19 protein-coding genes are annotated in these 23313 nt (G+C 68.9%); 13 read left to right on the top strand and 6 right to left on the bottom strand.

The window, feature by feature from the left end; translation table 11 throughout:
- Positions 1-40: 40 nt before the first annotated feature.
- The 3 genes from ACIQ7Q_RS30630 to ACIQ7Q_RS30620 form a co-directional block, all read right to left on the bottom strand.
- Positions 41-316: a DUF397 domain-containing protein gene (locus ACIQ7Q_RS30630; RefSeq protein WP_403869222.1), complete on the bottom strand. Its 276-nt coding sequence runs from the start codon at positions 314-316 to the stop codon at positions 41-43.
- Positions 306-1217, bottom strand: a complete 912-nt coding sequence (locus ACIQ7Q_RS30625) for a helix-turn-helix domain-containing protein (protein ID WP_403869219.1) — start codon at positions 1215-1217, stop codon at positions 306-308. Before ACIQ7Q_RS30625 ends, ACIQ7Q_RS30630 begins: the two co-directional genes overlap by 11 nt.
- Positions 1218-1713: 496 nt before the next feature.
- Positions 1714-2361 carry a hypothetical protein gene (locus ACIQ7Q_RS30620; protein WP_403869216.1) on the bottom strand — a complete coding sequence of 216 codons (648 nt, stop codon included), beginning with the start codon at positions 2359-2361 and terminating at the stop codon, positions 1714-1716.
- Positions 2362-2847: 486 nt separating this feature from the next.
- Between ACIQ7Q_RS30620 and ACIQ7Q_RS30615 the strand changes: the two genes are divergently transcribed.
- The 5 genes from ACIQ7Q_RS30615 (at position 2848) to ACIQ7Q_RS30595 (ending at position 6519) form a co-directional block, all read left to right on the top strand.
- A complete protein-coding gene (locus ACIQ7Q_RS30615) occupies positions 2848-3207 on the top strand; it encodes a WXG100 family type VII secretion target (RefSeq protein WP_403869213.1) in 360 nt (119 codons plus the stop codon).
- Positions 3204-4454, top strand: a complete 1251-nt coding sequence (locus ACIQ7Q_RS30610) for a DNA/RNA non-specific endonuclease (RefSeq protein WP_403869210.1) — start codon at positions 3204-3206, stop codon at positions 4452-4454. The genes ACIQ7Q_RS30615 and ACIQ7Q_RS30610 overlap by 4 nt, the downstream gene beginning before the upstream one ends.
- A 12-nt stretch (positions 4455-4466) precedes the next feature.
- A complete protein-coding gene (locus ACIQ7Q_RS30605; RefSeq protein WP_403869207.1) occupies positions 4467-4997 on the top strand; it encodes a hypothetical protein in 531 nt (176 codons plus the stop codon).
- Positions 4998-5120: 123 nt separating this feature from the next.
- Entirely contained in the window at positions 5121-5624 is a 504-nt protein-coding gene (locus ACIQ7Q_RS30600; protein ID WP_403869205.1) for a hypothetical protein, read from the top strand.
- Between the two features lie 598 nt (positions 5625-6222).
- Positions 6223-6519 carry a WD40 repeat domain-containing protein gene (locus tag ACIQ7Q_RS30595; protein ID WP_403869203.1) on the top strand — a complete coding sequence of 99 codons (297 nt, stop codon included), beginning with the start codon at positions 6223-6225 and terminating at the stop codon, positions 6517-6519.
- Positions 6520-6521: 2 nt separating this feature from the next.
- On the opposite strand, the gene ACIQ7Q_RS30590 is transcribed toward ACIQ7Q_RS30595, so the two are convergent.
- The gene (locus ACIQ7Q_RS30590) at positions 6522-6833 is read right to left on the bottom strand and encodes an NIPSNAP family protein (protein ID WP_403869200.1); all 312 of its coding nucleotides are present in this window, start codon (positions 6831-6833) and stop codon (positions 6522-6524) included.
- Positions 6834-7318: 485 nt separating this feature from the next.
- Between ACIQ7Q_RS30590 and ACIQ7Q_RS30585 the strand changes: the two genes are divergently transcribed.
- Entirely contained in the window at positions 7319-8746 is a 1428-nt protein-coding gene (locus ACIQ7Q_RS30585) for a hypothetical protein (protein WP_403869197.1), read from the top strand.
- A gap of 50 nt (positions 8747-8796) precedes the next feature.
- Here the strand turns inward: ACIQ7Q_RS30585 and ACIQ7Q_RS30580 are convergent, their stop codons facing one another.
- The gene (locus ACIQ7Q_RS30580) at positions 8797-9261 is read right to left on the bottom strand and encodes a hypothetical protein (protein WP_403869194.1); all 465 of its coding nucleotides are present in this window, start codon (positions 9259-9261) and stop codon (positions 8797-8799) included.
- Between the two features lie 876 nt (positions 9262-10137).
- Between ACIQ7Q_RS30580 and ACIQ7Q_RS30575 the strand changes: the two genes are divergently transcribed.
- The 4 genes from ACIQ7Q_RS30575 (at position 10138) to ACIQ7Q_RS30560 (ending at position 12810) form a co-directional block, all read left to right on the top strand.
- Positions 10138-10374 carry a DUF397 domain-containing protein gene (locus ACIQ7Q_RS30575; protein ID WP_403869191.1) on the top strand — a complete coding sequence of 79 codons (237 nt, stop codon included), beginning with the start codon at positions 10138-10140 and terminating at the stop codon, positions 10372-10374.
- Positions 10375-10456: 82 nt separating this feature from the next.
- Entirely contained in the window at positions 10457-10927 is a 471-nt protein-coding gene (locus ACIQ7Q_RS30570) for a hypothetical protein (RefSeq protein WP_403869188.1), read from the top strand.
- Between the two features lie 312 nt (positions 10928-11239).
- Positions 11240-12016, top strand: coding sequence for a hypothetical protein (locus tag ACIQ7Q_RS30565; protein WP_403869185.1), 777 nt, complete (start codon positions 11240-11242; stop codon positions 12014-12016).
- A gap of 347 nt (positions 12017-12363) precedes the next feature.
- Positions 12364-12810 carry an ATP-binding protein gene (locus ACIQ7Q_RS30560; RefSeq protein WP_403869183.1) on the top strand — a complete coding sequence of 149 codons (447 nt, stop codon included), beginning with the start codon at positions 12364-12366 and terminating at the stop codon, positions 12808-12810.
- Positions 12811-12822: 12 nt separating this feature from the next.
- On the opposite strand, the gene ACIQ7Q_RS30555 is transcribed toward ACIQ7Q_RS30560, so the two are convergent.
- Positions 12823-13926 (bottom strand): hypothetical protein, encoded by a 1104-nt coding sequence (locus ACIQ7Q_RS30555; protein ID WP_403869180.1) that lies wholly within the window; start codon positions 13924-13926, stop codon positions 12823-12825.
- Between the two features lie 191 nt (positions 13927-14117).
- Between ACIQ7Q_RS30555 and ACIQ7Q_RS30550 the strand changes: the two genes are divergently transcribed.
- From ACIQ7Q_RS30550 to ACIQ7Q_RS30540, 3 genes are read left to right on the top strand one after another with little or no spacing between them, the layout of a single operon-like run.
- Entirely contained in the window at positions 14118-16439 is a 2322-nt protein-coding gene (locus ACIQ7Q_RS30550; RefSeq protein ID WP_403869177.1) for a DEAD/DEAH box helicase, read from the top strand.
- Entirely contained in the window at positions 16414-21018 is a 4605-nt protein-coding gene (locus tag ACIQ7Q_RS30545; RefSeq protein WP_403869174.1) for a Zn-binding domain-containing protein, read from the top strand. The genes ACIQ7Q_RS30550 and ACIQ7Q_RS30545 overlap by 26 nt, the downstream gene beginning before the upstream one ends.
- Entirely contained in the window at positions 21018-23267 is a 2250-nt protein-coding gene (locus tag ACIQ7Q_RS30540; RefSeq protein WP_403869171.1) for a UvrD-helicase domain-containing protein, read from the top strand. The genes ACIQ7Q_RS30545 and ACIQ7Q_RS30540 overlap by 1 nt, the downstream gene beginning before the upstream one ends.
- Positions 23268-23313 lie beyond the last annotated feature (46 nt).

The following is a 23313-nucleotide window of genomic DNA, read 5'->3' as shown; positions in this document are numbered from 1 at the left end:
AATACCTCGGGAACCGCCCCACGCCAAACCGACCTCGTACCTACACGGCACCGCTCCCCGCCACGAATCCAACGAAGCTGCTCCACGCCTGGACGGGAACCGAAATCATCGACACCGTGACGTCCTTGGAATCACGTACGTGGACAGCGCCGGGGCACGCCGCCATCTCGACACACTCTCCACCGTTGCCCGCGCTGTAGCTGCTCTTGATCCAGGTGACGGCTACCTCGACGCACTCGCCGCCCTCCTCGCTGCTGTAGCTGCTCTTGAACCAAGCAAGGGGCAGCGATTCCAGCGAGGCTCCGTCAACGCTCATCTTTTCTCAGCACCTTCTCGATGTACGCCAGTGATTCCTGCGGCGTGAGCGCCTGAGCGCGCAGAATCCCGTACTTGACCTCCAGGGCCCGCACTCTGTCCCGCTCCGTGTAGACACGGCTCAAGCTCTGCACCTCCACGTAGGCGATCCTGCGGCCTTCATGCGTCTCAAGCAAGGTGAAGGGACCGGCCAGCCCGGCGTTCTGCTCCCGGTTGAGCGGCATGACCTGTAGCTCAACTGTCGGTGTCTGGCCAACGAGTAGCATCGCTTCCAGCTGCCCCCGCAGCACTCCCCCACCGCCAATCGGTCGCTTCAGCACCGACTCGTCGATCACGAAGCTCATGAGAGGCGAGGGCCTTCTCGAGAACAGCTCCTGTCGAGCAAGTCGAGCCGTCACACGCTCCTCAATCACCTCGGGAGCCAACGGGGGCCGCATCTCGCCGAACACCGCCCGCGCATACTCCTCAGTCTGCAACAGCCCCGGCACTGCCTGGTTTGCGTACACGTGCAGTTCGACGGCCTCCGCCTCCAACTTGGCCGCGTCGCGGAAGAACGCCGGGAACTGCGCCCGCGCGACCTCCTCCTTCATCTCCTTCAACACACCCCGTGCCCCCAGCAGCTCATCCGCCTGGTCGATGAACGCCGGCTGCGGCACGCGCCGCCCCTGCTCGTAGCTCGCGATCGTCGACGCCGAGTAGCCCGTCATCGCCCCGAACGCCGCCCGGTCGTGCTCCGCCCACTCCCGGAACCGCTTCAACTGCCGCCCGAACACACCCAGGATGCCCGCCCCCGAGCCGTCCCCGTCCCCGCGCGCACCCCCGCCCGCATCCCCACTCCCCTGTCCGTACCCGTCACCATCACCGTGACCGACACCGAGCCGCTGCTCGTCCTCAATGGTCATCCGCACCACCACCTCCCGAGTGCAACGCCGTCAGCCGTCTCCCCGACACGCCTCACCCCGCGTACAGCCACCCGGCCCCCGCGTACACACCCGCCCCGTACCGCCTCACACCCCACCAAGCCCCGCCCGATCAACGGTACGCACCCCACACCCCCGTTCGCCTGGAGAACGCCCCCCGTTCCCCCGACCGGGCGATCCCCTAGCCCGCCGAGTTGAGCCCGCACAGGACTGACCCGCGAGCCGCCCAGCTGGGTAGGCTTGAGCCGTCGGCTTCCTCTCCAAGGACATGGGTCGACGTCGCTCCGAGCTCCGGACTGATCATTCGGGCTCTGCTCGGAACGCCTTCCCGGCGGGCGCTCTGATCAAGCACCTGCCGGGACAGGGCTATCGCCTGCTGCTCCGTGACGCCGTGTCGCGTCCACCGCTGCTGACATGGATGCGGCAGAGCCGCCCTTCTTGCAAGATCAAGAAGGCGACTGCCTTGACCGGCCGGCCTTCAGTTCACACGCAGGTCATCCCGAATCGTGCTCGACTCGGCTGCCAAGGCGTCGAGGTCCACGTCGCCGGCGTCGACTCCCGAGCGCATCACCTTGTTCACCTTCAGCACCGCGGACTCGTCCGCCCACGTACACGATGCCTCCAACGTGCTGAAGTCCACGTCCGGCGACGTCCTGGTCGTCACCCGGCAAGTCAGTGGTTCTCGCGAGCCGTTAGGGGTGATACTCCGCGGCCCCACCAGCGCCTGCGGGTCGTTGTCACGGCGGTCCAAGATTCGGAGGAGTTCGTCGCGGGCCGTCACCGGGCTCAGGACGGTGCCGGTGACTCCAGTCACCGAAAGGGAAATGTCGTTCGCATTCTCCCGGACGGGATCGTATGCGCCGAAGACGGCCGTCGGATCCTCCACCTGTCCGGCCATCAACTCGGCCAGCGTCACATCGGGATCGGCCGCATCGTGACTTCGCTTGTACTGGCCCCGAGCCAAGTCGTCCGGCGGAGTCTCCCGGTATCTCATCGGCCCGTCCGCCTGTGGCGCCGCTTCCCCCGCCGGCACCCCTGAGTCGTCGGCGGCGCCGCATCCCAGCGCCACTGCTCCGAGCAACGCAAGTACGGTCAGCCGCACGCTCTTGACCACAACGAACTCCATCCGGCCCCACCGCAGTTGTCGATCAAGGCAGCGTCGCAGACGAGCACCACTCATTCAACCTGGCCTCAGCCACCGCTCGCACCTCCGACGCAGGGGAGGTCCGGTGCCCATCCACGCCATTGCCCGCTTCATGACCCCGAGGGGCCGTGTCGGACGGCGGGCAGCGGGGTCCGCGTACCGTCCTCTTCGCACCTTCCCGCATGCGCACCAGCACCCGAGGTGGCCCGCGCCCCCGCCGCACCCAGCGGAATCCGGCCATCGAACTCATCGGTCCAGCCGGCTGGGCCGACACGAAGCATCGGCCGATCTTCACCGGTCAAGACCCCCACCACACCAACGCCCAACTGGGATCCCGTAGCCTGGTAACGCATCGATCTCGACACAGAAGAAGGCGCGGTTTCAGCCGTTCAACTGTCTCGTTTTGCAAAGCGTGAATGCACGTGAGGTATCCTCGTCCATCCACATTGCACGTACGGGGGAGGGCTCGTGGACAAGACGCCGAGCGAGATACTTGACATCAAGACGGCCGATCTCAAAAGGTCGGCGCCTGATTTCCATAAGCAGAGCGTGGCCTTGGGCAAGGCAGCACACACGCTTGCGACAAAACTCGCAGAGCTCGGAACTCCCTGGGGCGACGACGAACAGGGCACACAGTTCGGGGATGCCTACACGCCGCACGTCGAGAAGATCGAGAAGTCGACGGCGATCCTCGTCCAAGGCCTCGCGAGCATTCACACAGCAATGACCGACATGGCCGACGGCCACATTGAGAACGAGGCGCTCATCGCGGCGATGTTCCGCAAGGTGGTCACTCCGGACAGCCAGGCCGAACGGCGTGACCAGTGAGCGTTGAGGATGTCGCCAAAGACGTCCTCATGGAGATGGGCATGTGGTGGCCCGACGCCAACTCCGGCAGTCTGAGAGCCGCTGCCGGTCACTGGAGAGACTTCGCAGACGCCGTCGACGACGTCTGCCATGCGGCCAACCGGACCGCCACCACCCTGATCCACAACAACAAGGGCGAGGCGATAGACGCCTTCGAGGTGTTCTGGGGGCGGTATCACTCCGAGAGCGACAAGGGCTGGCTGGACGACCTCGCCAAGGGCTCTCGTCAGATGGCAAAGGCACTTGAGGAGTTCGCCGATGCCGTCGACGATGCGATACAGCAGTTGTGGACCCAGATCGGGATTGCCGCCGCAACGATCGCGGCAGGCGTGGGGCTGGCCGTCTTCACGTTCGGACTCTCCACCGCCGCATCGGCCGCCGCAGCGACGACCATCATCGAATTGGCGGCCGGACTCGGCATCACGGTCTCCACCACCGTCGCCAACATCGCCGCTGTGACACTCACCGGCGTCGTGTTCGGCGGCATCGAGTCCGTGACTGTAGAACTCGCTGTGGCCCAGCCGTTGAAAGTCGCGACCGGGATGCAGGACGGCTTGAGCTTGGCCGGCGTCGACGACGCACTGAAGTACGGTGCGGTCTTCGGCGGAGCGTTCGGAGCCGCCGGAGCAGGCGTGCGAGTGCTCGGCGAAGGCGATGGCGCGTTCAGGATGTTCGGCGGTGTTCCGCTGAACGTGAGAGGCCCGGCGCTGGCTGTGCCCAACGGCCAAGTGCCGCTTGGTCCGTATGCGCCGCTGATGCGCAACGGGCCGGGGGGTGGTGGCGGCCGTGGCCCAATGAGAACGCCACCGCCTTACGCCAAACCGCTCGACTCCATGGGAAGAGCGACGGGCGTCGATACAACCATCACCCGCTCGATGCTCGACACGGGCACGAAGGCCAGCCGACGTGTGAAGCCGCCGGGCTGGCTCGGCGACAGCGCTCAGCACACAAGAGGTCATCTCCTTGCGAGATCCCTCGGCGGCGACGGGGCCGCACATGAGAACATCGCAATCATCTACGAAAGAGCAAACAATGAGGTGATGCAGAAACTCGAGTCGCAGATCTACGACACCGTCAAGGCCGGGCACGATGTCAGATACACTGCTACGCCAGTTTACGCCGACCCAAGCGATATAATCCCCTCGGGCATCCATGTCACCGCAAAAGGCGGCGGCTTGGACATCGATCAAACCATTATCAACAAGTAGACTCGGTGCACTATGACGGATCTTGAGATGCTGGCCTCGCTTCCGGCAAGCGGCGACCCGGGAATGGTACACAATGACTGGGAAGCGGCGGAGAAGAGTCTCCGGGTCACCTTCCCATCATCATTCATGCGATTCCTCGACGTATTCGGCGGGGCGAAGTTCGATGACTTCCTGCGCGTCTATCGAGTCGGCGCCGACAACGAGAACGTCGATCTTGTCGCCAAGACTCTCAAAGCACGGCATACCATGGAAGTCACCCGCCCTCATATCCAGGAGCTGTTGAGCAGCCGAGGACTCCAAGTGGTGGATCTTATTTCCTGGGGTGGAACAGACAACGCGGACATGTGCTTCCTGCTCCCGCATGCAGACCCGAAGAAGTGGGCAGTCCTGACGGTGATCGGACGCGGGCAGGAGTACGACCTGTTCGAGGGCGGCCCGGAGAGCTACCTCCTCCAGGTGATGCGTCGCGACTTCGTGAGTGATGTTTTTCCCGAGGATTTCCCTGACGACTTCCCTGGATACGAGCGTCATCCTGACATTTGATCGTCGCAGCGGTCTGGGGAAGCCCCGGACCGTGAACGCTGATGCCCTCAGAACTCCGGCAGCCCAGGCAGTCCACATCGCTGTCCCTTGACCGGGTCCTGCGGAAGGCGCAACGGAACGACCATGATCAAGCGAGTAGGGTTCTTTTGCGAATTCGCGCCCCCGGACGCGGACCCTTCCGCCCCGTCCATCCATGACGCGGTTCGACCGTTCGGGCTGAACGACGAATCCGGCCTTCTGACGTACCTCGCCTCAGGGACCGAGATCTTCAGCGCGATGGGGGCGGAACGCGACGCGATCACCGGTGACGAGTGGATCCCCGGAGCCGGTTCCCTGGTCACGGACGGCACATGGATGTGGCCGGTCGAGCTGCGCCACTACGTGGAGCGGTACCACGCCGAGCTGCCGGAGGACTTCATGGCAGACGTCCGCGCCGCCCGGTACACCGCAGCGCCGGTGACACGTCAGCGCACCGAGGAGATCATCGTGGAGGTCTTCGGACGGTCGTCGTTCGCGGCCCAGGCTACCGAGGGGCCGGGGGCCGACGGCTTCTTCACCTGGTACCTGTCGGATCTGACGCCCCAAAGTTGTGCGCGGATGCTCGACAGCCTCGAAACCGCCGGCTGAAGACACGCCATTCCCTCACGGGGGACATCTCTCTCTCCGTCAAGGGTGAGGGAGGCAGCGGCTCGCGCCCCGTGCGCGACGGAAGGCCCACCGCCGAGGTCCTGGCAGATCCAGCGGCCGGGGAGGTCACCCTCCACCTGTGGTTCGCATCGGACACCTTCACGACGGTCGGTGTCCGCAGGCTGAAGGGCACGACGGCAGCTGTCGTCCACTCCCTCGTCGGCCTTCAGGAGTCGGAACGCGAGCAGGTGGTGGCGGCGCTCGTGCGGTCTCTCGATCAACTCCGCGATCACTGCCTGGGCTTCGTGCTCGACCGGGCCGGGCGCGGTCCGCTCGCCGCCTGGGACGCTGTGGTTTGCGACGGCGCGGCGCCGAGCGTTGCGCTGCCCGACAGCATCGCCGTCGACACGTCCCGGTCCGCTCCACTGTCAGCGTTCGGCAACATGCCCTCCGGTACGCCTTACGGCCACCTCACCGCGCCGGACGAGCTGCGCGTGGCCACGGCGTCCGGCGACTGGACAGCGGCGGTGTGGGATGTGGCCACCGGCCGCCGTATCGACACGCTGAAAGGTCACGAAGGGCGTGTACGGGCGGTGGCGTGGTCCCGGACGGGCGTCACATCGCCACCGGCTCCGACGACCGCACGGTGCGTGTCTGGTCCGCGGCGACCTTCGAGGAGGTCGGCGTCGTCGGTGTCCACCAGGACAAGGTCACTTCGGTCGCATGGTCCCGGGACAGTGCGCGGCTGCTCACGGCTTCGTTCGACGGGACGGCCCGCGTGTGGGCGGCCGAGCCGGACTTCGACCGGCTCGAAGCACACGCCCGGGGGCGGGTGTTCCGGACACTCGACGAGGAGGAACGGCATCAGCACATGCTGCCGTCGGCGACGCCGTAGCGTCAGCGGGTCGGCGCGTAGCTCTCCTCGACGGTGCGCTGCTCGGTGTGCAGCAGGTAGTCGTCGGGGTCGAGACCCATCGCCTTGCGTGCCGGTGACGCCCAGTAGAGCGCGTTGCGCTCCTCGCAGGTCTCGGGGCCCTCGTAAGAGATCAGCCAGAGGAACTGATTCTGCTCACGGTCGACCCACGCGCCGCCGATGTCGAATCCCAGCTCCAGGCGGAGCGGGACGATTTCCTCGCGCCACCTTTCGGCCCACTCGTCGAGGAGTCCGTCGCGGACGGTGTAGGTGCGCAGCTGGGTGGTCCGGGCCATGCGGGGATCCTCCTGGAGCACGCATCGGTGTGTAGCGCCAAGACTACGCGGGCGGCTGCCCATGATCCCGTGCAGGAGGGACCACCCGGTGGGCTGCCCTCGGCAGACCGATCCAGATGCCTCCGTCCAGGGTGGCGAGCGGGGCCGCACCTGTGATCGAACGAGCGGCCGCAGTGCGGAGCGTGAAAGCGGAACTTGAACGTGACCGCCAAAAGTGGTGCAGAGTATGCGAGTTCACAGTCCAGGAGGTCGCCCGGCTCCTCGGCAAGCAGGTGGATCCGACCGTCGGATCGCCTTACACCCGCCACGGTCGCGTGAGGCGCTGAGCGCGAGTCCATCGCCGCCTGCCACGCAATTGGTCAGAGAACCTTGGGATCGCGCCAAGCTGGTTCGGCCTACCCAGGAAGCGTTCACCAGTTCGATATATCTGGGAGTGACCAGGTGCTCCGGCACCCAGCCGGCACCAAGCAACTCGGGGGTTCACCATGCGAATACCGTGGTCCCGTCATGCCCGTGGACGGACACTCGCACTTCTGACCATCGCGGCCCTGCTGCCCACAGCAGCGCCGTCCTCAGCGGCTTCCGCCGGTGGCGACGACCTGCGCGTCGAGACGTACGTACTGCCTTCGGGGGCTTCGAAACCCTCGTTGGAGGAGGGGCGCAGCGGGCGCGCAAGGGAGGTCCTGCGTCGCCTGACGCGCGAGATGCAGTCCGATGCCCGACTGCCCGCCGAGACGGTGGGCCCGGCCGCTTCGTACGCACCGCTGGCGAAGCAGCCGTCCGCCACCGCGCCTGCACCTGAGCCGCAGAATCGCTCGACCGCCCGCCTCGCGCCGCTCGCCACCTATCCGGAGCCGGCCCGCACCATGACGTACGACGAGTGCCGGAACGGCCTCGGCAGCACGCAGAAGTTCTTCATCAAGTCCCGGTTCGCCGTCTGCTCAGGTGCGACGTTCCTGCAGACATGGTTGCGGAACAACCGCCCCGTCGGCGAGAGCATGTTCAACGTCCGGGTCGTGGGCACGATTGCAAAGAACAGCCGCGAGATCACGTTCACGTACTACTACACCGAGATGCAGTCGACCGGCTCGACCGCGACGGCAGCCATGCGGATCGAGACGAAGGGCGCGATTCCGAAGAGCTGGCCCTCCAACGTTCGTTACACCCACAGTGGCACCATGCCGGGCACCAAGACGTTCGACGAACTCAAGCGGCAGCGGACGTACACGCACAAGGTGAACGCCAAGCCGGGCCAAGGCAGCAGCGGCAGCACGGACCTGGTGTTCGCCGTGTACGAACCGGTCATCACCATCACCCCGCCGCCCGGTTGGAAACTGGGCGGCGCGCTCACCGGCAAGCTGTTCATGCTCGCCCCGCGCTGGGACGCCGCCACCTACCTGGCGAACTCGACCGGCGGCGGGAATCCCTCACGGAAGGGCGCGGCTACCTTCAGCTACCTGCCCACCCTGACGTACAGCGCGAAGGCGGGGGCGGAGGAGAGGGCCGTCGCCGAGCACATCCGGACCGCGTTCACCAAACCGCTCGAGACCAAGCCGTACATGTCGGCCAAGAACGTGCCGGGCCAGGAGGCGAAAGCACCGCTGCACCGCCTGGTGGAGAAGACCAGGAAGGAGGACAACCGTAAGGCCGCCGTCAAGCAGTGCAAGCGGTACTGGGGGGACGGATACTCCTTGGGCGGCATACGGGAATGCGACGAGTACCCGTTTGCCACTACATACGAGGGCGCGGCGCAGGCCGACCACGATTCCGAGGCCAAGAAGTTCAACTTCTCCGTCCTGCCGATCGACAAGACGGAGAACGGTGCCGGAGGCAGTCTCCTGCTCGGGTTCTACGCGAAGAACCGGCTCGTCGACGGACTGCAGGACGGGTTCCTGGTGAAGATCACTTCGTGATCGACGGGGCGGGGACTGCCGAGGTCCCCGCCCTCGACGCGTCGTCCGCGCTACGCGGCGCGCCAGAACCGCACCAGGTAGCGCTCCACCCCCTCAGCGGTGCCGGTTTCCGCGGACAGTCGCTCGGCCTCGGCCCGGCCGACGCTGTACACCTGTACCTGCCATGTGCCGCCGCTGTCCGACAGCGTCACGCTGTGCTCGGTACGCCCGAGGCTCATCGACCAGACGGCCACGACACCGCTGGTCGACACGTACTCGCACTCCCCGTACTCGTCCCACCGTTCCCGGTCCTCCTCCGGCGGGCAGCCGTCCCACACCTCCGCGGTCACCGCGGCCGTGTGCGTGTGCCCGGCGCTGAAGATGTCGATCCTCCCGGGAAAGGCGGTGAGGAACTGTCCGAACACCGTGTCGTCGGGATACGGGACGGGGAGATCCGCATCGTCCGACTCCTGCAGGCAGAAGCTGTGATATCCGATATCGGCATCAAACGTCACCTGCTGGACCAGTTCCGTCACGCCGACTCCTCACCATGAGCTGACAACGTCCTCTGCGAAACCGTAGCCACTCCCGCACGGTTGACGCTCGAAGTCCGCACCCGACCACCCCGTGCCGCCCAGGGTGCCCTGGGACCACGCACTCATCTCGGGAGCCCCGGTCCACTTCGGTAAGCGCACCACCACGATCGGCCATCGCGAGTGCACCCTCGGGAACTCACAACGCGTGGCACGCGAACCAGAAAGCAGTCCGGGTTGGACGGTGAGCGCGCCGAGCCGGCACGGCGCCCGCCGTGATCGTGCAGCCGGAATCAGCCGGCTCTCAGTGCCGAGTGGCTGCCCCGCGGCAATCGCCGTCCCGTCACGCGGCGCCCCCGACGCCTCGACGCATCAAGGACGATCACCTCGAACAATGCACCCGCAGGGAAGCGGACAGACCGACCGGCGGCCGACCGAGCCGCCTCGCTCCCGTACCCGCGCGGCTCAGCGGGGCGGACGCTCGTACACCACGCCGATGTCGGCGGGTTGCCGCTGGTCAGAGTGGGCCTGAGCCGCGAATGTGTTGGCCGTGAGGAACGATCACCGCGGCCACGACCGCCCTGCACCAGGCCACCCGGCGCCGCTTCCGGCCGTGCGCTCTCGGCGTGGCGAATCCGGACCGACACGCGGCACCCGCTCGTTCGGGTCGTTGCTCCCAGGGTCGTCGTGTTGCTCCGGCGTGGCGTCCTGATACCGGCCCATACTCACCGACGCGACGACGGTCGGCTCCGGTGACTCGTCGATGAACTCCCCACCCGGTCGCCTCCCTTGGACAGCAGACGACACGGGTGGGGTGCGTGTGCACGACGGCGCGGAGACCGCATCTCCGCACAGCGGATGCATCAGGAGGACTATCCCATGCAGGACCTCTACAGCCTTCCCTCCGAGGGCGGCCCGTTCGAGAACTACTGCGGTGGCAACCAGGGCGGCGAGCACGAGACCTGCGTCGAGGTCGGCGCGCTCACCGGCTCCGGGACGGCGTTCGCCCTGCGGGACAGCAAGCCCCGCGGCAACGGTAGGGAGCTGCGCTTCACAGCGGCGGAGCTGGACGACTTCGCCCTCGGCTGGGCCAGGAGGCGAGCCCTGAGCATCTGACCGTCCGCCCCTGACCGTACTGGCACGACAGCGGGCCGCCCGGCAGCGCGCACGGGCGGCTCGCACCCTCTGGAGGACACATATGAACTGGTCAGGGCACTGGCACGGATTCGGCCCCTGGACGGGTACGCGGACGGCGTACGGGCAGGAAGGGGCGCGGCGCCCCGGACATCTGACCCACGACGAGCAGACACGCGCGTTCCTCGCCGGCACGCTGCCGCCCATGCAGGTGGGCCACTGGCTGATGCGCCGGGACCAGGCCGCCGCGCACCGGACGTGGACGGATCTGAGCGACGCCATGGACTGGCTGCGGAAGACCTACGAGGCGAGCCCGCCCTTCGAACGCGCGGACGGGGGGCGGGCATACATCGACCTGGACGTGAAGAGCACCTACGCGGCGGACGCGCTCGGGCGCGGCGTCGACGTCGTGTGGGTGCACTACGCGAAGACCACGAACCTCGTCTCCTTCTCCGTCGTGTGCTGCCCCCATCGCTTCCTCCGCGACCTCCCGTGCCCGCTTCCTCCTCTGTCCACCGATGGCCGCCATGGGTGACCGAGCAGCCGGGCCTTGCGTGCCCCTGTGCAGAGCAGCGCCGATCACAGGGAGATCGACCGCAGCCGGCAGGCGTTTCAAAGACGCCATTCATTGCTCAGCAGCTCCATGAGGTGGGTCTGCCTCGTGCTGAGCAGGTCAGTGGTCCACTCGAGGTGCTGGATCATTGCCCCGACGTTTCCCGATGCTTGCGGGGCGGCGCCGATCGATTCCCTACGAGGCAACCAGGTCAGCACACCTGGAAGAGCCCCGTAATCTCGAAGTGACCCCCATCAGGACCGGGTCGGCGCACACTACGGGGAGGGCCGCAACATGAGCGAACTGATCAGGCTGGCTGCTGAACTTGAGCGCGAAGTACGTGAAGCGGACGAAGCCCATGAGGTAGCTGATCGCCTGTGGAGCGCCGCCGAGGTTCTGCTCGACGAGATCCGCGCGATCTCTTCACTGCTCTCTGAGCTCAGGTTCGACATCGACGGGTACGTCGCAGACAACGACTATCCGGCCGTCGAACGCTCCGCGTACGAGATTCGTGGCGTGACAGACGCCGACCGTCTCCTCCCCGTCCTGCGTCAGGCCATGCTGCTGCTGGCACTTCGTGACGGCTCACCCCTTCCGCAGCCCGATGCGCTCGATTCGCTGCCCGAGGTCGCGCCTACAGAGGCAAGTCACCCCGTTCTCAGCCTGGATGAGCTGCTGCGCGATTCGGACCAGGAACTGAAGTCGACAGAGGAGTCATTGCGAAGGATCTGGTGCGACGATGACGACGCATCTGAACTCGAGGAGCACCTTCACAATGCTCACATCGACGCCGTGCGAGACCGCGCGACGCGCGCGGGACGACAGCTCATGGAGCTCTGCGACTACATCTCCGAGGAACTGTGCCCTTCTCTTGTCGCCGGCACGGAAAGCGGGCGCACCGATGATGCTCTGAGTGCGCTCGCGGCCATCGACCTCGCAGGCAAGGAAGCTCCGAAGGCATACAAGGTCTACGAGGCGGCGCTCTCGGAACAGTACGAGCGGAGCCCGTCCTCTTTGGGATCGGTGGGCGAGCAACTGACAGCCTTCGAGTCATGGATCCACACCATTTAGCCGGTGCACACAGGCTGACCATGTCGGCACGTTCAGAGCCCCTGGGAACGCCGTCACCCTCGTGGCCACGAGAGACCAGGCCGTCGCGAACACACAGCGGCGCATCGGCACACGTAGCCCGAAGGCCGTCGGCTCCTGCGTCGCTGCCTCCATGCCGGTGGTTCTTCCCCTTGCTGCATCAACGCGTCGGCTCCCCCGTCGGTCACGAACATGTACGCGATGGTCTCACCACGGGTAAGGCCGCTCGGGTACACAGTCGGCGAGTCCGCGTACACCGCCCGGACGTCGGCGCGTCCGGGCTGGTCAACGGGGCTTTCGCGGCAGCAGGGTTGATCGACATGAGGCCAATGACCGTTCCGCCCGCAGGGCTTGTGCACGACCCGGATACCGCACACGAGTTCACGATGCAGTTCACCTCGACGCCCCGCGGAGCGCGGCTTGCGCGGCGCCTCGTATCGCATCGACTGCACGACTGGGGGCATCCGTACGACTCGGCCGCCAACGAGACCATGACCCTGATCGCCGCCGAACTGGTGGCGAACGCCGTGCGGCACGGGCACGTGCCGGGGCGGGACTTCCATCTGCGGCTCGCCGCCTCGCCGGCGCGGCTGCGGATCGACGTCACCGACACTCGCACGGAGAAGCGTCCCGTCAGAGGGACGCGGCCTGATTCGGGAGGCGCGGAGTCGGGGCGGGGGCTCGTACTCGTTGAGGCGCTTGCTGCCGACTGGGGTGTCTCGCCGCGCAGCGCCGCGCCCGGCAAGACGGTGTGGGCGGTCGTCGGCCTGCCGTGAGGCGGACGCCGCTCAGGCCCTGTCACCGCCCACCAGACATCGGGTGATGTACGTGAGGTGCTGCGTGTGGCCGATCCGTGCCCAGGTCTCGGGGGTGCCCGTTCCGGCCGGCCCGGTGCCGTATGCGCAGGACTCGAGCCAATCTTCGGCGGCTCCGCGGTGGGCCGACGGCTCGCGGCGGTACGACTCGTGCTCAACGATGCGGCGGGCCATCGCGCGGACACGGTCGGCCCGTTCCGGGCCGCGGGTGGGGACGCGCGAGACGAGGAACCGGTCGGGGAGGGTGTGGCGCAGCAAGCCCCACGGGGGTCCGTACCGGCCGGAGTCGGCGGGCCGGTACCCGCTGCGCACGTGCTCGACAGAGTAGTCGCCGTAGCGCAGTCGCTGCCGGGGCCGTGCGGCGCGGACCTGCGCGTGCAGAGCGTGGTCGAGCCGGGGCGCGGTGAAGAGCGCCGGTTCGCGGGCCGGTTCGTGCTCCGGGAACGCGCCCGCCAGCAGGGTCACGCTGCGCCACGGCATCAGGGCGCCCAGCAGGTCCAGGGCCAAGAGGGACCGCTTGCCCGCCTCGGCGAGGTCGTTCACCGCTCCGACGTCCAGGAGCAGGTCGAGCTGCGCCGGCGGCGCGCACAGCCGGGAGACGAGGTCCAGCATCTGCGAGGTGCACGGCTCGTCGGGCGGTTCGTCCACAAGGACCCGTATGCCGAGGCCCCGGCCGCCGGCGAAGGCCAGGTCCGCCGTGCGGCGCTGGATCGTCGGGTGGCGTTCCGGTCCCGTGACGAGGGTGAGCCCGCTGCGGATGGCGAGGTTCCACAGCGCGACCGCCGCACCGTGAACCTCGCCCTCGACGTGGGCGGCGTCGACCCAGCCGGGCAGCCCGGCGGTCACCTCGATGAGGTGGTCGGCCCTGGGCGTGAGCCATCGGTGCAGTGCTCGTCCGATGTCGTCGGGGTCCGGGTGCAGGGGTGCCGGAGTGCCGCGTGCGCGATCGGGGCCGGTGTGCGGCGGGACGGTCCACAGGGGCGCGAGGTGGCGGCGCACCTGCGGGTGCAGTTGCCCATAGGCGGTCACGGAGGAGCGCCGCATCGGCAGGACGGGTACGTACAGCGGCTCGACCATCGCGGCTCCCCCACGGCCATGGCTCGGTATCGCACCTGTTCGCAGGGTGAGGGGCAGACACTTCGGGGCGAAAGGGCGCGTTTCAGGCCAGTGGCGATATCCCGTCATCGGGGATACGGGTCACGATGTCCGAGGTCGCGTATACGGTTGATCCAGTTCACCCGCATGCCGCAGGACCGAGGGGACACCACGTGAGGCCGACGCTGGCCGCCGCGCAGTTGCGGGGCAGTCTCACCCAGTACCTCACGACGACGTACGCCCTCGCCGAGGAGGACACCCGGCTGGCGCTGGAGCGGTTCCTGGGCGACCCGGAGGGCGGGATCTTCCGGGGGCCGTACCTGCGGATCCGGACGCCGTTCCACATCGCCGCCGACGGGTGGCAGCGGCATCTGGACTGGGTGCCGGGCTTCGCCCCGTACCGGCACCAGGCGAAGGCGTGGGAACGGCTGAGCACCCTGCACGGGCCCGCCCGGCCGACACTGATCACGACCGGGACGGGGTCGGGCAAGACCGAGTCGTTCCTGGTGCCGGTGCTGGACCACTGCCGTCGGCAGAAGGCGCTCGGGCGGCGCGGCGTGAAGGCCGTGCTGCTGTATCCGATGAACGCGCTGGCCACCGACCAGGCGGGGCGGATCGGAGAGTACCTGTCCCAGCCGGAGCTGGCGCAGGTGACGGCCGGGCTCTACATCGGGGACCGGCCGGACACCGACTTCCGGCGGGTGATGACACGGCGCGAGGAGATGCGGGTCAGCCCGCCCGACGTGTTGATCACCAACTACAAGATGCTCGACCTGTTGCTCCAGCGCGGCGAGGACCTGCCGCTGTGGCAGGACGCCGAGATCGCGTACGTGGTGCTGGACGAGTTCCACACCTATGACGGCGCGCAGGGCACCGATGTGGCGATGCTGCTGCGCAGGCTCGCGGCGGCCACCGGCCAGGGCAGCACCGAGGGGCGTCCGCTGGGCGGTATCTGCCCGGTGGCGACCTCGGCGACCCTCGGCGAGGGCAGGCCGGGTGGAGCCGGGGAGGGGATTCTCAGCGTCGCGGCACAGGTGTTCGGGGTGGAGTTCACGCCGGACGCGGTGGTCGGCGAGGAGCGGATGACCGCCGAGCAGTTCGCCGGTGAGGTGGACTACGAGCTGCCGGAGCCGCCCGACCCCAAGGAGGTCATCGAGGCGTCCGGCGGTCCCGGCGTGGAGGCGCACCCGGATCTGCTGGACCTGGACGGGCTGGCGGAGCGGCTGCTGGAGCGGCGCGGGCTGAGCGCGTTCCAGATCGGCAGGATGCTCAAGCGGCACGACTTCACGCACAAGGTGCTCCAGCTGCTGGGCGGCGACCCGCTCGGCGAGTGGGAGCTGCGTGAGCGGCTGGGCGGCTTCGGGTACGCCTGGGGCCGCACGGCCAGGGAGAATCCACGGCTGGCGTTGCAGGCCCTGTCGCGGTTCGTGGCCCTGCTGTCGGCGGCGCGGGACCCCGAGTCGGACGAGAAGCGGCCGAGACCGCTGCTGCACATCGAGGCGCATCTGTGGGTGCGTCCGGTGAGCCGGGTGCTGCGCGGCGTGGGGCCGGTGCCGGAGTTCCGGTGGTACGAGGACGACCGCACCGCTGCCCGGCGCGCGGCGCTGGCCGCCGGGCCCGCGGCGGGGGCCGACGCCGAGGACTCGGGGAGCCTCGCCGCAGACGCACGCCGCCCGCAGCCGATGCCGGGCACGGACACGGCGCTGCGTCCGGCCGTGGCCTCGCTGCCCGCGGTGTACTGCCGCAACTGCGGGCGCTCGGGCTGGGCCGCGCTGTCGCCGGAGGCCGATCCGCAGCAGCTGGTGATGGCACAGGACAAGGTGTGGCGGGCCGGACTCGGCCGTGACAAGCGGCGCATCCGCTACTTCATCGCGGCCACCCGGGCGGAGGCAGAGGACGCGCTCAACGCGCTGACCGGTGCGACGCCGAAGTCCGGCGCCGCCGACCCGCTGTCCGTGGTGGTGCTGGACGGCGCCCAGGGCACCTACCGGCTGCCCGTGGTTCAGGACGCACAAGAGCTTCAGGACGCCTGGTTCGCGCTGGCGATCACGGAGAAGAAGTCGGCGGACAAGGCGGCGCTCGACGACCGCTGTCCGGCCTGCAACACGGACAACGGCATCCGCTTCCTCGGTACCGCGCTCGCCGCGCTCGCCTCCGCGACGGTCACGCAGCTGTTCACCGGCGGCGACATCGCGCTCGTACCGGAGGAGCGCAAGACGCTGCTGTTCAACGACTCGACGCAGGACGCGGCACACCGGGCCGGGTATGTGGCGAACGCGTCGTACAAGTTTTCACTGCGCTCCCTCCTGGCGCACAACCTGGACGAGTCAGGTGCGCCGACCGCGCTCAACGACCTGATCGGCAACGTCCTCGACTCCGTGGACGATCCGCACGCGCTCGCCGCCGTCGTACCGCCGGACCTGCACGACGAGCCGGGCGTGGACCGGCTGTTGTCCGGGCGGGGCACGGGTGACGCCCGGGCGGGGCACGGGTGACGCCCGGACCTGGAAGCTGATCGGGGAACGGCTGGCGTTCGCCACCGTGATGGAGTTCGGTCTCCGTTCGCGCCAGGGCCGCACGCTGGAGCTGACGCGTACGGCGGCCGCCGAGGTCGTGATCGACGAGCCGGAGCGGATCACGGCACTCGCCCGCGATCTGCATCTGTCACTGCCCGGGCAACTGCTGGTGGGCAGCGGGATGCCGACTCCGGAGCGTTATCTGGCCTATGTGCGCGGTCTGTTGGAGCGTGTCCGGCTCAGGGGCGGGCTGCGGCACCGGTGGCTGGAGCCGTGGATCAAGGACGCCGGTGTGGCCCGGTTCAAGATCTGGGGCGGCCGGCCGTACGGGATGCCGGCGTTCCCCGAGGGGATCGCCGCGCCGCGGTTCCTGCTCGACGGGCAGAAGGACCGGTCCGCGTTCGACTCGGTGACCGGCCGGCTGGGCTGGTACCAGGACTGGACGCGGCGCTGCCTCGGGCTGGACGCGGCGGGGGCCACCGAATACCTGCGCAGGTTGCTGCCCGTGCTGGTGGACGAGCGGGCACTGTCGGTGCGTACGGCGGCCGACCGTACGACCCGCGTGTACGGCCTGCAGCCGGGGCACATCGAGGTGCGGCTGCTGGACGACGAGGCGGCCAACAAGGCGTTCGTCAGCTGCATGGACTGCGGTTGGCAGCAGGTGGTGCCGCCCGAGCGGCGGACCCGCTGGTACGGGCACCCCTGCCCGCGGTACCGGTGCCAGGGCATGCTGCGTGCGCCGCTGAGCGACTCGTCCTCGTCCGGTGTCGACATCCGCAGCAGCATGGGCTCCAGCGGTTTCGGGTCGTCGCGTGCCCGCGACTACAAGGACGACTACTACCGGCGGCTGTATCTGACGGGCGGCACCTTCCGCGTCGTCACCGCCGAGCACACCGGCATGCTGGCCCGGCCCGAACGGGAGCGTGTCGAGCGCACGTTCCGCGCGGGCACGCACTACACCGACCCGAACGTGCTGTCCTGCACGCCCACGCTGGAGCTAGGCATCGACATCGGCGACCTGTCGGCGGTGCTGCTCGGATCGCTGCCGAAGGGCCCCGCCAACTACGTACAGCGCGCGGGCCGCGCCGGACGCCGCACGGGCAACGCGCTGATCGTCGCGTTCGGCGGACGCCGGGCCCGCGACCTGTACTACCTCGAGGACCCGCGCGAAATGATCGCCGGCGACATCGTGCCGCCCGGCTGCTACCTCTCCGCGGTGGAGATCCTGCGCCGCCAGTACACCGCACATCTGCTGGACCTCGCCGCGCGCGGCGGACTCACCACCGCCGACGGAGAGCGGCTGATGCCGGTGCCGAGGCTCGTGTCCGCCCTGTTCGGCACCACCGGCTGGTGCCAGGACCTGGCGGACGCGGCGGTCACGCAGGGCGAGCGCCTGGTGGAGGAGTTCCTCGATCTGTTCCCGTCCGACGGAGAGAAGGGGGACGACGAAGGCGTCACGGCGTACGCGGCCGACGAGCTGAGGGCGTACGCGACCGGCGGCATCGTGCGCACCCTGCAGGAGGCCGAGGAGGACTGGACGGGCCGGCGCGAGGAGCTGCGGCGTCGTATCGCCGCCATCGACACGGCAATGGAAGGCCTGGTCCGCAGCGATCCCGAACAGGACCGCGAGCACCGCGAGTTGCTGGCAGAGCGGCGCACGACCGGCGACCTGCTGCGTGAGCTGAGCCGTTCGAGCGCGCACGGCGCCCTGGTGGAGCTCGGCCTGCTGCCCAACTACAGCCTCACCGACACCACCACCCAGTTGGAGGCCACCCTCTACTGGGCGGAGGAGGACCAGGGCCGGGCCGAGGAGGGCGAGCAGCAGGAAAGCGGCAGGCAGACCGAGGTCCGGCGCAAGACGTACCGCAGCGAGGTCCGCGACTACGAGCGCTCCCGCCGCCTCGCTCTCTCCGAACTCGCGCCCGGCAGCAGCTTCTACGTCAACGGCTACCGCCACCAGGTGCGTGCCCTGGACATCGGCAGCCCCGAGCGCCGCGCCTGGCAGGTGTGGCGGTTGTGCCCGGCCTGCGGCTACGTCCGCACCGAGAACGCCCAGGCCGACGCCTCCCCGTGTCCCCGCTGCGGCGGCCGCGAGATCGCCGACGCGGGCTGTGTGCAGTATGTGCTGGAGCCCAGGCGCGTCATCGCCCGCGACAAGCGTGACGACGCCCGCGTACGCGACGACAGGGACGAACGCGACCGCCGCCGGTACGCCATGCTCACCACCGTCGACATCGACCCGGCCCATCTGGCGCCGGGCTCGTGGCGGCACGAGACGGCCACGTTCGGCGTCGACTTCACACGTCGGGCGGTGATCCGCACGCTGAACCTGGGCGCCGACCGCCAGGACGGCTCCAGCACGGTCCCGCTCGCCGGTGACGACGTGCGCATCAACCCGTTCTACGTGTGTGCCAGTTGCGGCGGGGCGACCGCCGACGGGCGGCCGGTCGCGGACCAGCCGCAGGAGGCGCTGACCGACTCGCTCGCCGCCAGCACCCGGGCCAGCGCCCATCACCTGCTGTGGTGCCCCCGCCGCCGGACCAAGGGCTCGGGCGGCGAGGAACAGGGCAAGGGCCGGGACGTGCCGCTGCTGCTGGCGCACGAACTGACCACGGAAGCGGTGCGCATCCTGCTGCCGGCGTCGGTCGCCCGCGCCCACGAACGGCTCGCCTCGTTCACGGCAGCACTGTTCGCAGGCATAGCCACCCGGTACGGCGGCGACCCGGACCACATCGACATCGCAGCCGCGTCGATGCCGGACGGCGGCGACTCCGACTGGACCCGGCGCTTCCTGGTCGTCTACGACCGGCTCCCCGGCGGCACCGGCTACCTGCACCGGCTCGCCTCCGCCGACGGCTTCCGCGAGGTGCTGCTGAAGGCCCGCGAGGTCATCGACGGCTGCCCATGCCAGGAGAAGGGGCAGGACGGCTGCCACCGCTGCCTGCTGCGCCGGGTTCCGGCCGGCGACTACGACAAGGTCAGCCGCAACGAGGTCCGTCACATGCTCGACGAGCTGCTGGGCAAGGAAGGCGAGGCCTGGCGGACCACCCGCGTGCCCACGACCCAGCAGATCCCGCTGGAGCGGCAGGCCGAGTCCGACCTCGAGGTCATGTTCGTCGAGACGCTGAAGGAGTGGGCAACCCAGCCCGACGCCGAAGCCGCTGCCGACGCATACACAACGGCTGCAGGGACGTACTCGCTGGACCTGCGGCTCACCGCCGGCGACGGCAAGACTCTGCGGTGGCGGGTTTCGCAGCAGCGGGTGCTGGACGGCACCAGGCCCGACGTGCTCTTCGAGCGGCTCGATGCCCCGGGCCCGCGTATCGCCCTGTATCTGGACGGCTTCGAGTTCCATGCGAGCACCAAGTACAACCGGCTCGCTGACGACGCCGCCAAGCGGGCGCGGTTGCGCGCCGAGGGGGTTCGCGTGTTCCAGCTGACCTACTACGACGTGAAGGAGTGGCGCACCAGGGTCCGGGAGACGGGGTACGCGGCCTCAGGTCCGGCAGCCCCCGCGTGGCGGCCGTACGGCGAACGGGCCTGTGCCCAGGCGCGGGCCTACTACGCCAAAGTGCACGACGGGCTGCCGGGCGAACTCGCCGAGACGGTGTGGGTGAACCCGGCCGACACTCTGATCGCCTATCTGCGGTCACCCGACGCGGGCCGGTGGCTGGAGCGCGCCGAAGCGGTGGTCGCGGGCCTGCTCGGCGCGGACCCGGAGGCTGCGGCTGTCTCTGCCGAGTCGGTCGGCGAGCAGATCGAGGCCGCTCTGCGCGGCCGGGCGCCAAAGCCGCAGCCCGGGAAGGTGCGACTGCTGACAGTGACCGACGCGTCCGGCTGCCGTCTGCTGGCCGCCGCCGACGGGCGGCAGACGCTTCCGGTGTGGTCGGCGATCACGTGGCTCAACGACTCCCCCGCGGCCGTCGCCGACGAGGACCGCCACAAGCGGCGCTGGCGCGGCTGGCTGTACTGGAGCAACCTGCTGCAGTTCCTGGAGCACGGCGGGGGTGACAGCGCCCAGCTGACGACGGGTCTGCTCGACGCCTTCTCGGCGCAGGAGTTCTCCGTGGCGGGCGGGGCGGGCTGGCTCGAGTCGACCCGTACGGTGCTCGCCGGTGATCAGCCGCCCGCCGCGGCCGACGCGCCGCAGCCTCTGGTCGCCGCTCCTGCGGTGCCGGTAACGGAGGGGGTGCCGACCGCGGCGCGGGACGGCGGCTGGGACCCGGTGCTGGAGCTGCTCGACCCGGATGAGCCGGGCCTCGAACTGCTGGCCGTGGCGCTCGCGTCGCTCGGCGTGCCCGCACCGCAGGACGGATACGAACTCGACGACCGGGGCTGGATGGCGGAGCTCGCCTGGCCGGATGCCAAGGTGGGGGTCGTGCTGACGCATCGGCCGAGGGCCACCGAGGGAGACCCTGAGGCCGAGGACCGCGACCGGGCGTTCGCCGCCGCGGGCTGGGAAGTACGGCCGGCCGGCGGCTGGACGGCACGGGAGCTGGCGGCACGGCTCCAGGGACAGGGACTGCACGACGGAACGACCCGGGGGGACACCCACTGATGAGCGCGGTGAACGTGACTCTGCGACTGCTGGACAAGGCCGACAAGGAGATCCTCAAGCTCCCCCGCACCGTCAAGGGAGCGATCTACGACTTCCAGCACAAGTTCAAGGCGAACCCCCAATCGTCGGGCCTGCGGCTGAAGCAGCTGGCAGGTGACACCCGGCTGTGGTCCGCGCGGGTCAGCGACGACTACCGGGCCCTGCTGCTGCACCTCGGCGACGGCGACTGGCTGATCGTCTCCGTACGGCACCGCAAGGACGTGTACGACCGGGTCGCCTACGGCGTCAACCCGGTCACGGGCGGCATCGAGTACGTCGATCTCCAAGTCGTCGAGGAAAGCCTCGCCAGGCAGCTGCTGCCGAAGACACCCGAGACGGCCGAACAGGCGCAGCCCGTCCCTGCACCCGCCGCGGCGTCTTCGGCGGTGGAGCCGCCGCTGTTCGCCCATGTCACCGACGAGCAGCTCACCGAACTGGGTGTCGCCGAACCGCTGTTGCCCGTCGTGCGGACACTCACCACCGAGGACCAGCTGCTCGGACTCGTCGAGTACGCGCCGCAGCTGACCGGCGAGGTGCTGCTCTCACTCCACGACGGCAAGTCGTACGACGACGTCCTCGAACAGGTCACGGCCCCTGTCGCCGCACCCGAGCCGGTCGACACCGACGATTTCCAGGCCGCCGCCGATCGCCCCGCGACCATGGTCACCACCACGGACGAGGCGCTGCGCGAAGCGCTTGAGGGCGGCAACTTCGGCCGCTGGAAGGTCTTCCTGCACCCGACCCAGGCCAAGTTGGTCGAGCGCGACTACTCCGGCCCGGCACGGGTGGGCGGCGGGCCCGGCACGGGCAAGACCATCGTCGCCCTGCACCGGGTCCGACGCCTCGTGTCACAACTGCCGCCCGGACGTACCAAACCGGTGCTGCTGACCACGTACAACAAGAACCTCGCAGCCGATTTGCGGATGCGTCTGCTCGAACTCGGCGGCGAAGAGCTGCTGGCCCGCGTGGAGATCAGCCATGTCGACCAAGTGGCGCTCAGGGTGGTGCGTGAGGCTGAGCCCGGCAACAGCAGGCAGACCATCGACGACAACCAGGCGCTACGCGAGTGGCGTGCGATGCTCGACGAGCTGGACGAGACGGGCTGGGACGCCGGCTTCCTCCACGAGGAGTGGACGCAGGTGATCCTGGGACAGGCAGTCGCCTCCCGGACGGAGTACTTCCGTGCCAGGCGAGCGGGTCGCGGGCGGAACGTGACGCGGCCCGAGCGGGCCGAGATCTGGCAGCTGACGGAGCGCTTCACACAGCGCCTGGACCAGCTCGGCCGACAGACCTGGGGGCAGGTGGCCGAGCGGGCCGCGCGGCTGGAGATCGAACGCGAGCAGCGGATTCAAGGGGTGGAGCGCCGCCGCGAGGAGGCCGGCGGCCTCGACAACATCCACGTCCAGGACACGTCAGCCGGCCGGCTGCGTTACCGCTACCGGCACATCGTGGTCGACGAGGCGCAGGACCTCCAGCCGGGACACTGGAAGATGCTTCGCGCCATGGTCGCCCCGGACCGCAACGACCTTTTCCTGGTGGGCGACACCCACCAGCGGATCTACAGCACCCAGGTCACGCTCGGAAGTCTCGGCGTAAACATCCGTGGCCGGTCGGCCAAGCTGTCCCTGAGCTACCGCACGACGCGCCAGATCCTCGGCTCGGCCCTGGAGGTGCTGAGAGGGGAGGCGTTCGACGACCTCGACGGCAACGAGGAGAACCTGGCGGGCTACCGCTCGGTGCTCAGCGGCGGACAGCCCGGGCTGCACCCGAGTTCCGACTGGGCGGCGGAACGCGCAGGCATCGCGGCTCTGATCAACGGTTGGGACGACATCCCACTGGAACAGATCGGCATCTGTGTACCGACGAACGCCATGGCGCAGGAGGTGGCCTACGCCCTTGCCCAGGATGGCATCCGGGCGGTCGAGATCGGCCCGGACGGCCCGCGGGGTGACGAGGGCGTGCACATCGGGACGATGTTCCGCTTCAAGGGACTTGAATACCAACGGATGATCATCGCCGGTGTACGGCAGGGGCTCGTTCCCCGCGAGGACGTTCTGCGGCTGAAGGCCGTGGACGCCCTGCGTCACCGTCGCGACATGCAGCGGGCACGATCACTGCTCTTCGTCGCGGCGACACGAGCCCGAGACAGCCTCGACATCTTCTGGCACGGCAGGCCCAGCCAGTTCCTGCAGCCGTTGCTGCCCTCCTGAGAAAGGGAGCGGCCCGGCCGACGCCGGGCCACAGCCCGAGACCGCA

It is taken from the genome of Streptomyces sp. NPDC096176 (genome assembly GCF_044763255.1).
Taxonomy (GTDB): domain Bacteria; phylum Actinomycetota; class Actinomycetes; order Streptomycetales; family Streptomycetaceae; genus Streptomyces.
The sequence above is the reverse complement of the archived record's forward strand: the minus strand, read 5'-3'. Positions and strand labels throughout refer to the sequence as shown.

Bases quoted from the DNA above. Each gene is read 5' to 3' on its own strand.
- ACIQ7Q_RS30555 (WP_403869180.1), bottom strand. From the start codon at position 13,926: ATGGTCGAGCCGCTGTACGTACCCGTCCTGCCGATGCGGCGCTCCTCC.
- ACIQ7Q_RS30560 (WP_403869183.1), top strand. From the start codon at position 12,364: ATGACCGTTCCGCCCGCAGGGCTTGTGCACGACCCGGATACCGCACAC.
- ACIQ7Q_RS30585 (WP_403869197.1), top strand. From the start codon at position 7,319: ATGCGAATACCGTGGTCCCGTCATGCCCGTGGACGGACACTCGCACTT.
- ACIQ7Q_RS30630 (WP_403869222.1), bottom strand. From the start codon at position 316: ATGAGCGTTGACGGAGCCTCGCTGGAATCGCTGCCCCTTGCTTGGTTC.
- ACIQ7Q_RS30600 (WP_403869205.1), top strand. From the start codon at position 5,121: ATGATCAAGCGAGTAGGGTTCTTTTGCGAATTCGCGCCCCCGGACGCG.
- ACIQ7Q_RS30625 (WP_403869219.1), bottom strand. From the start codon at position 1,217: ATGACCATTGAGGACGAGCAGCGGCTCGGTGTCGGTCACGGTGATGGT.
- ACIQ7Q_RS30605 (WP_403869207.1), top strand. From the start codon at position 4,467: ATGACGGATCTTGAGATGCTGGCCTCGCTTCCGGCAAGCGGCGACCCG.
- ACIQ7Q_RS30575 (WP_403869191.1), top strand. From the start codon at position 10,138: ATGCAGGACCTCTACAGCCTTCCCTCCGAGGGCGGCCCGTTCGAGAAC.
- ACIQ7Q_RS30590 (WP_403869200.1), bottom strand. From the start codon at position 6,833: ATGGCCCGGACCACCCAGCTGCGCACCTACACCGTCCGCGACGGACTC.
- ACIQ7Q_RS30620 (WP_403869216.1), bottom strand. From the start codon at position 2,361: ATGGAGTTCGTTGTGGTCAAGAGCGTGCGGCTGACCGTACTTGCGTTG.
- ACIQ7Q_RS30570 (WP_403869188.1), top strand. From the start codon at position 10,457: ATGAACTGGTCAGGGCACTGGCACGGATTCGGCCCCTGGACGGGTACG.
- ACIQ7Q_RS30540 (WP_403869171.1), top strand. From the start codon at position 21,018: ATGAGCGCGGTGAACGTGACTCTGCGACTGCTGGACAAGGCCGACAAG.
- ACIQ7Q_RS30565 (WP_403869185.1), top strand. From the start codon at position 11,240: ATGAGCGAACTGATCAGGCTGGCTGCTGAACTTGAGCGCGAAGTACGT.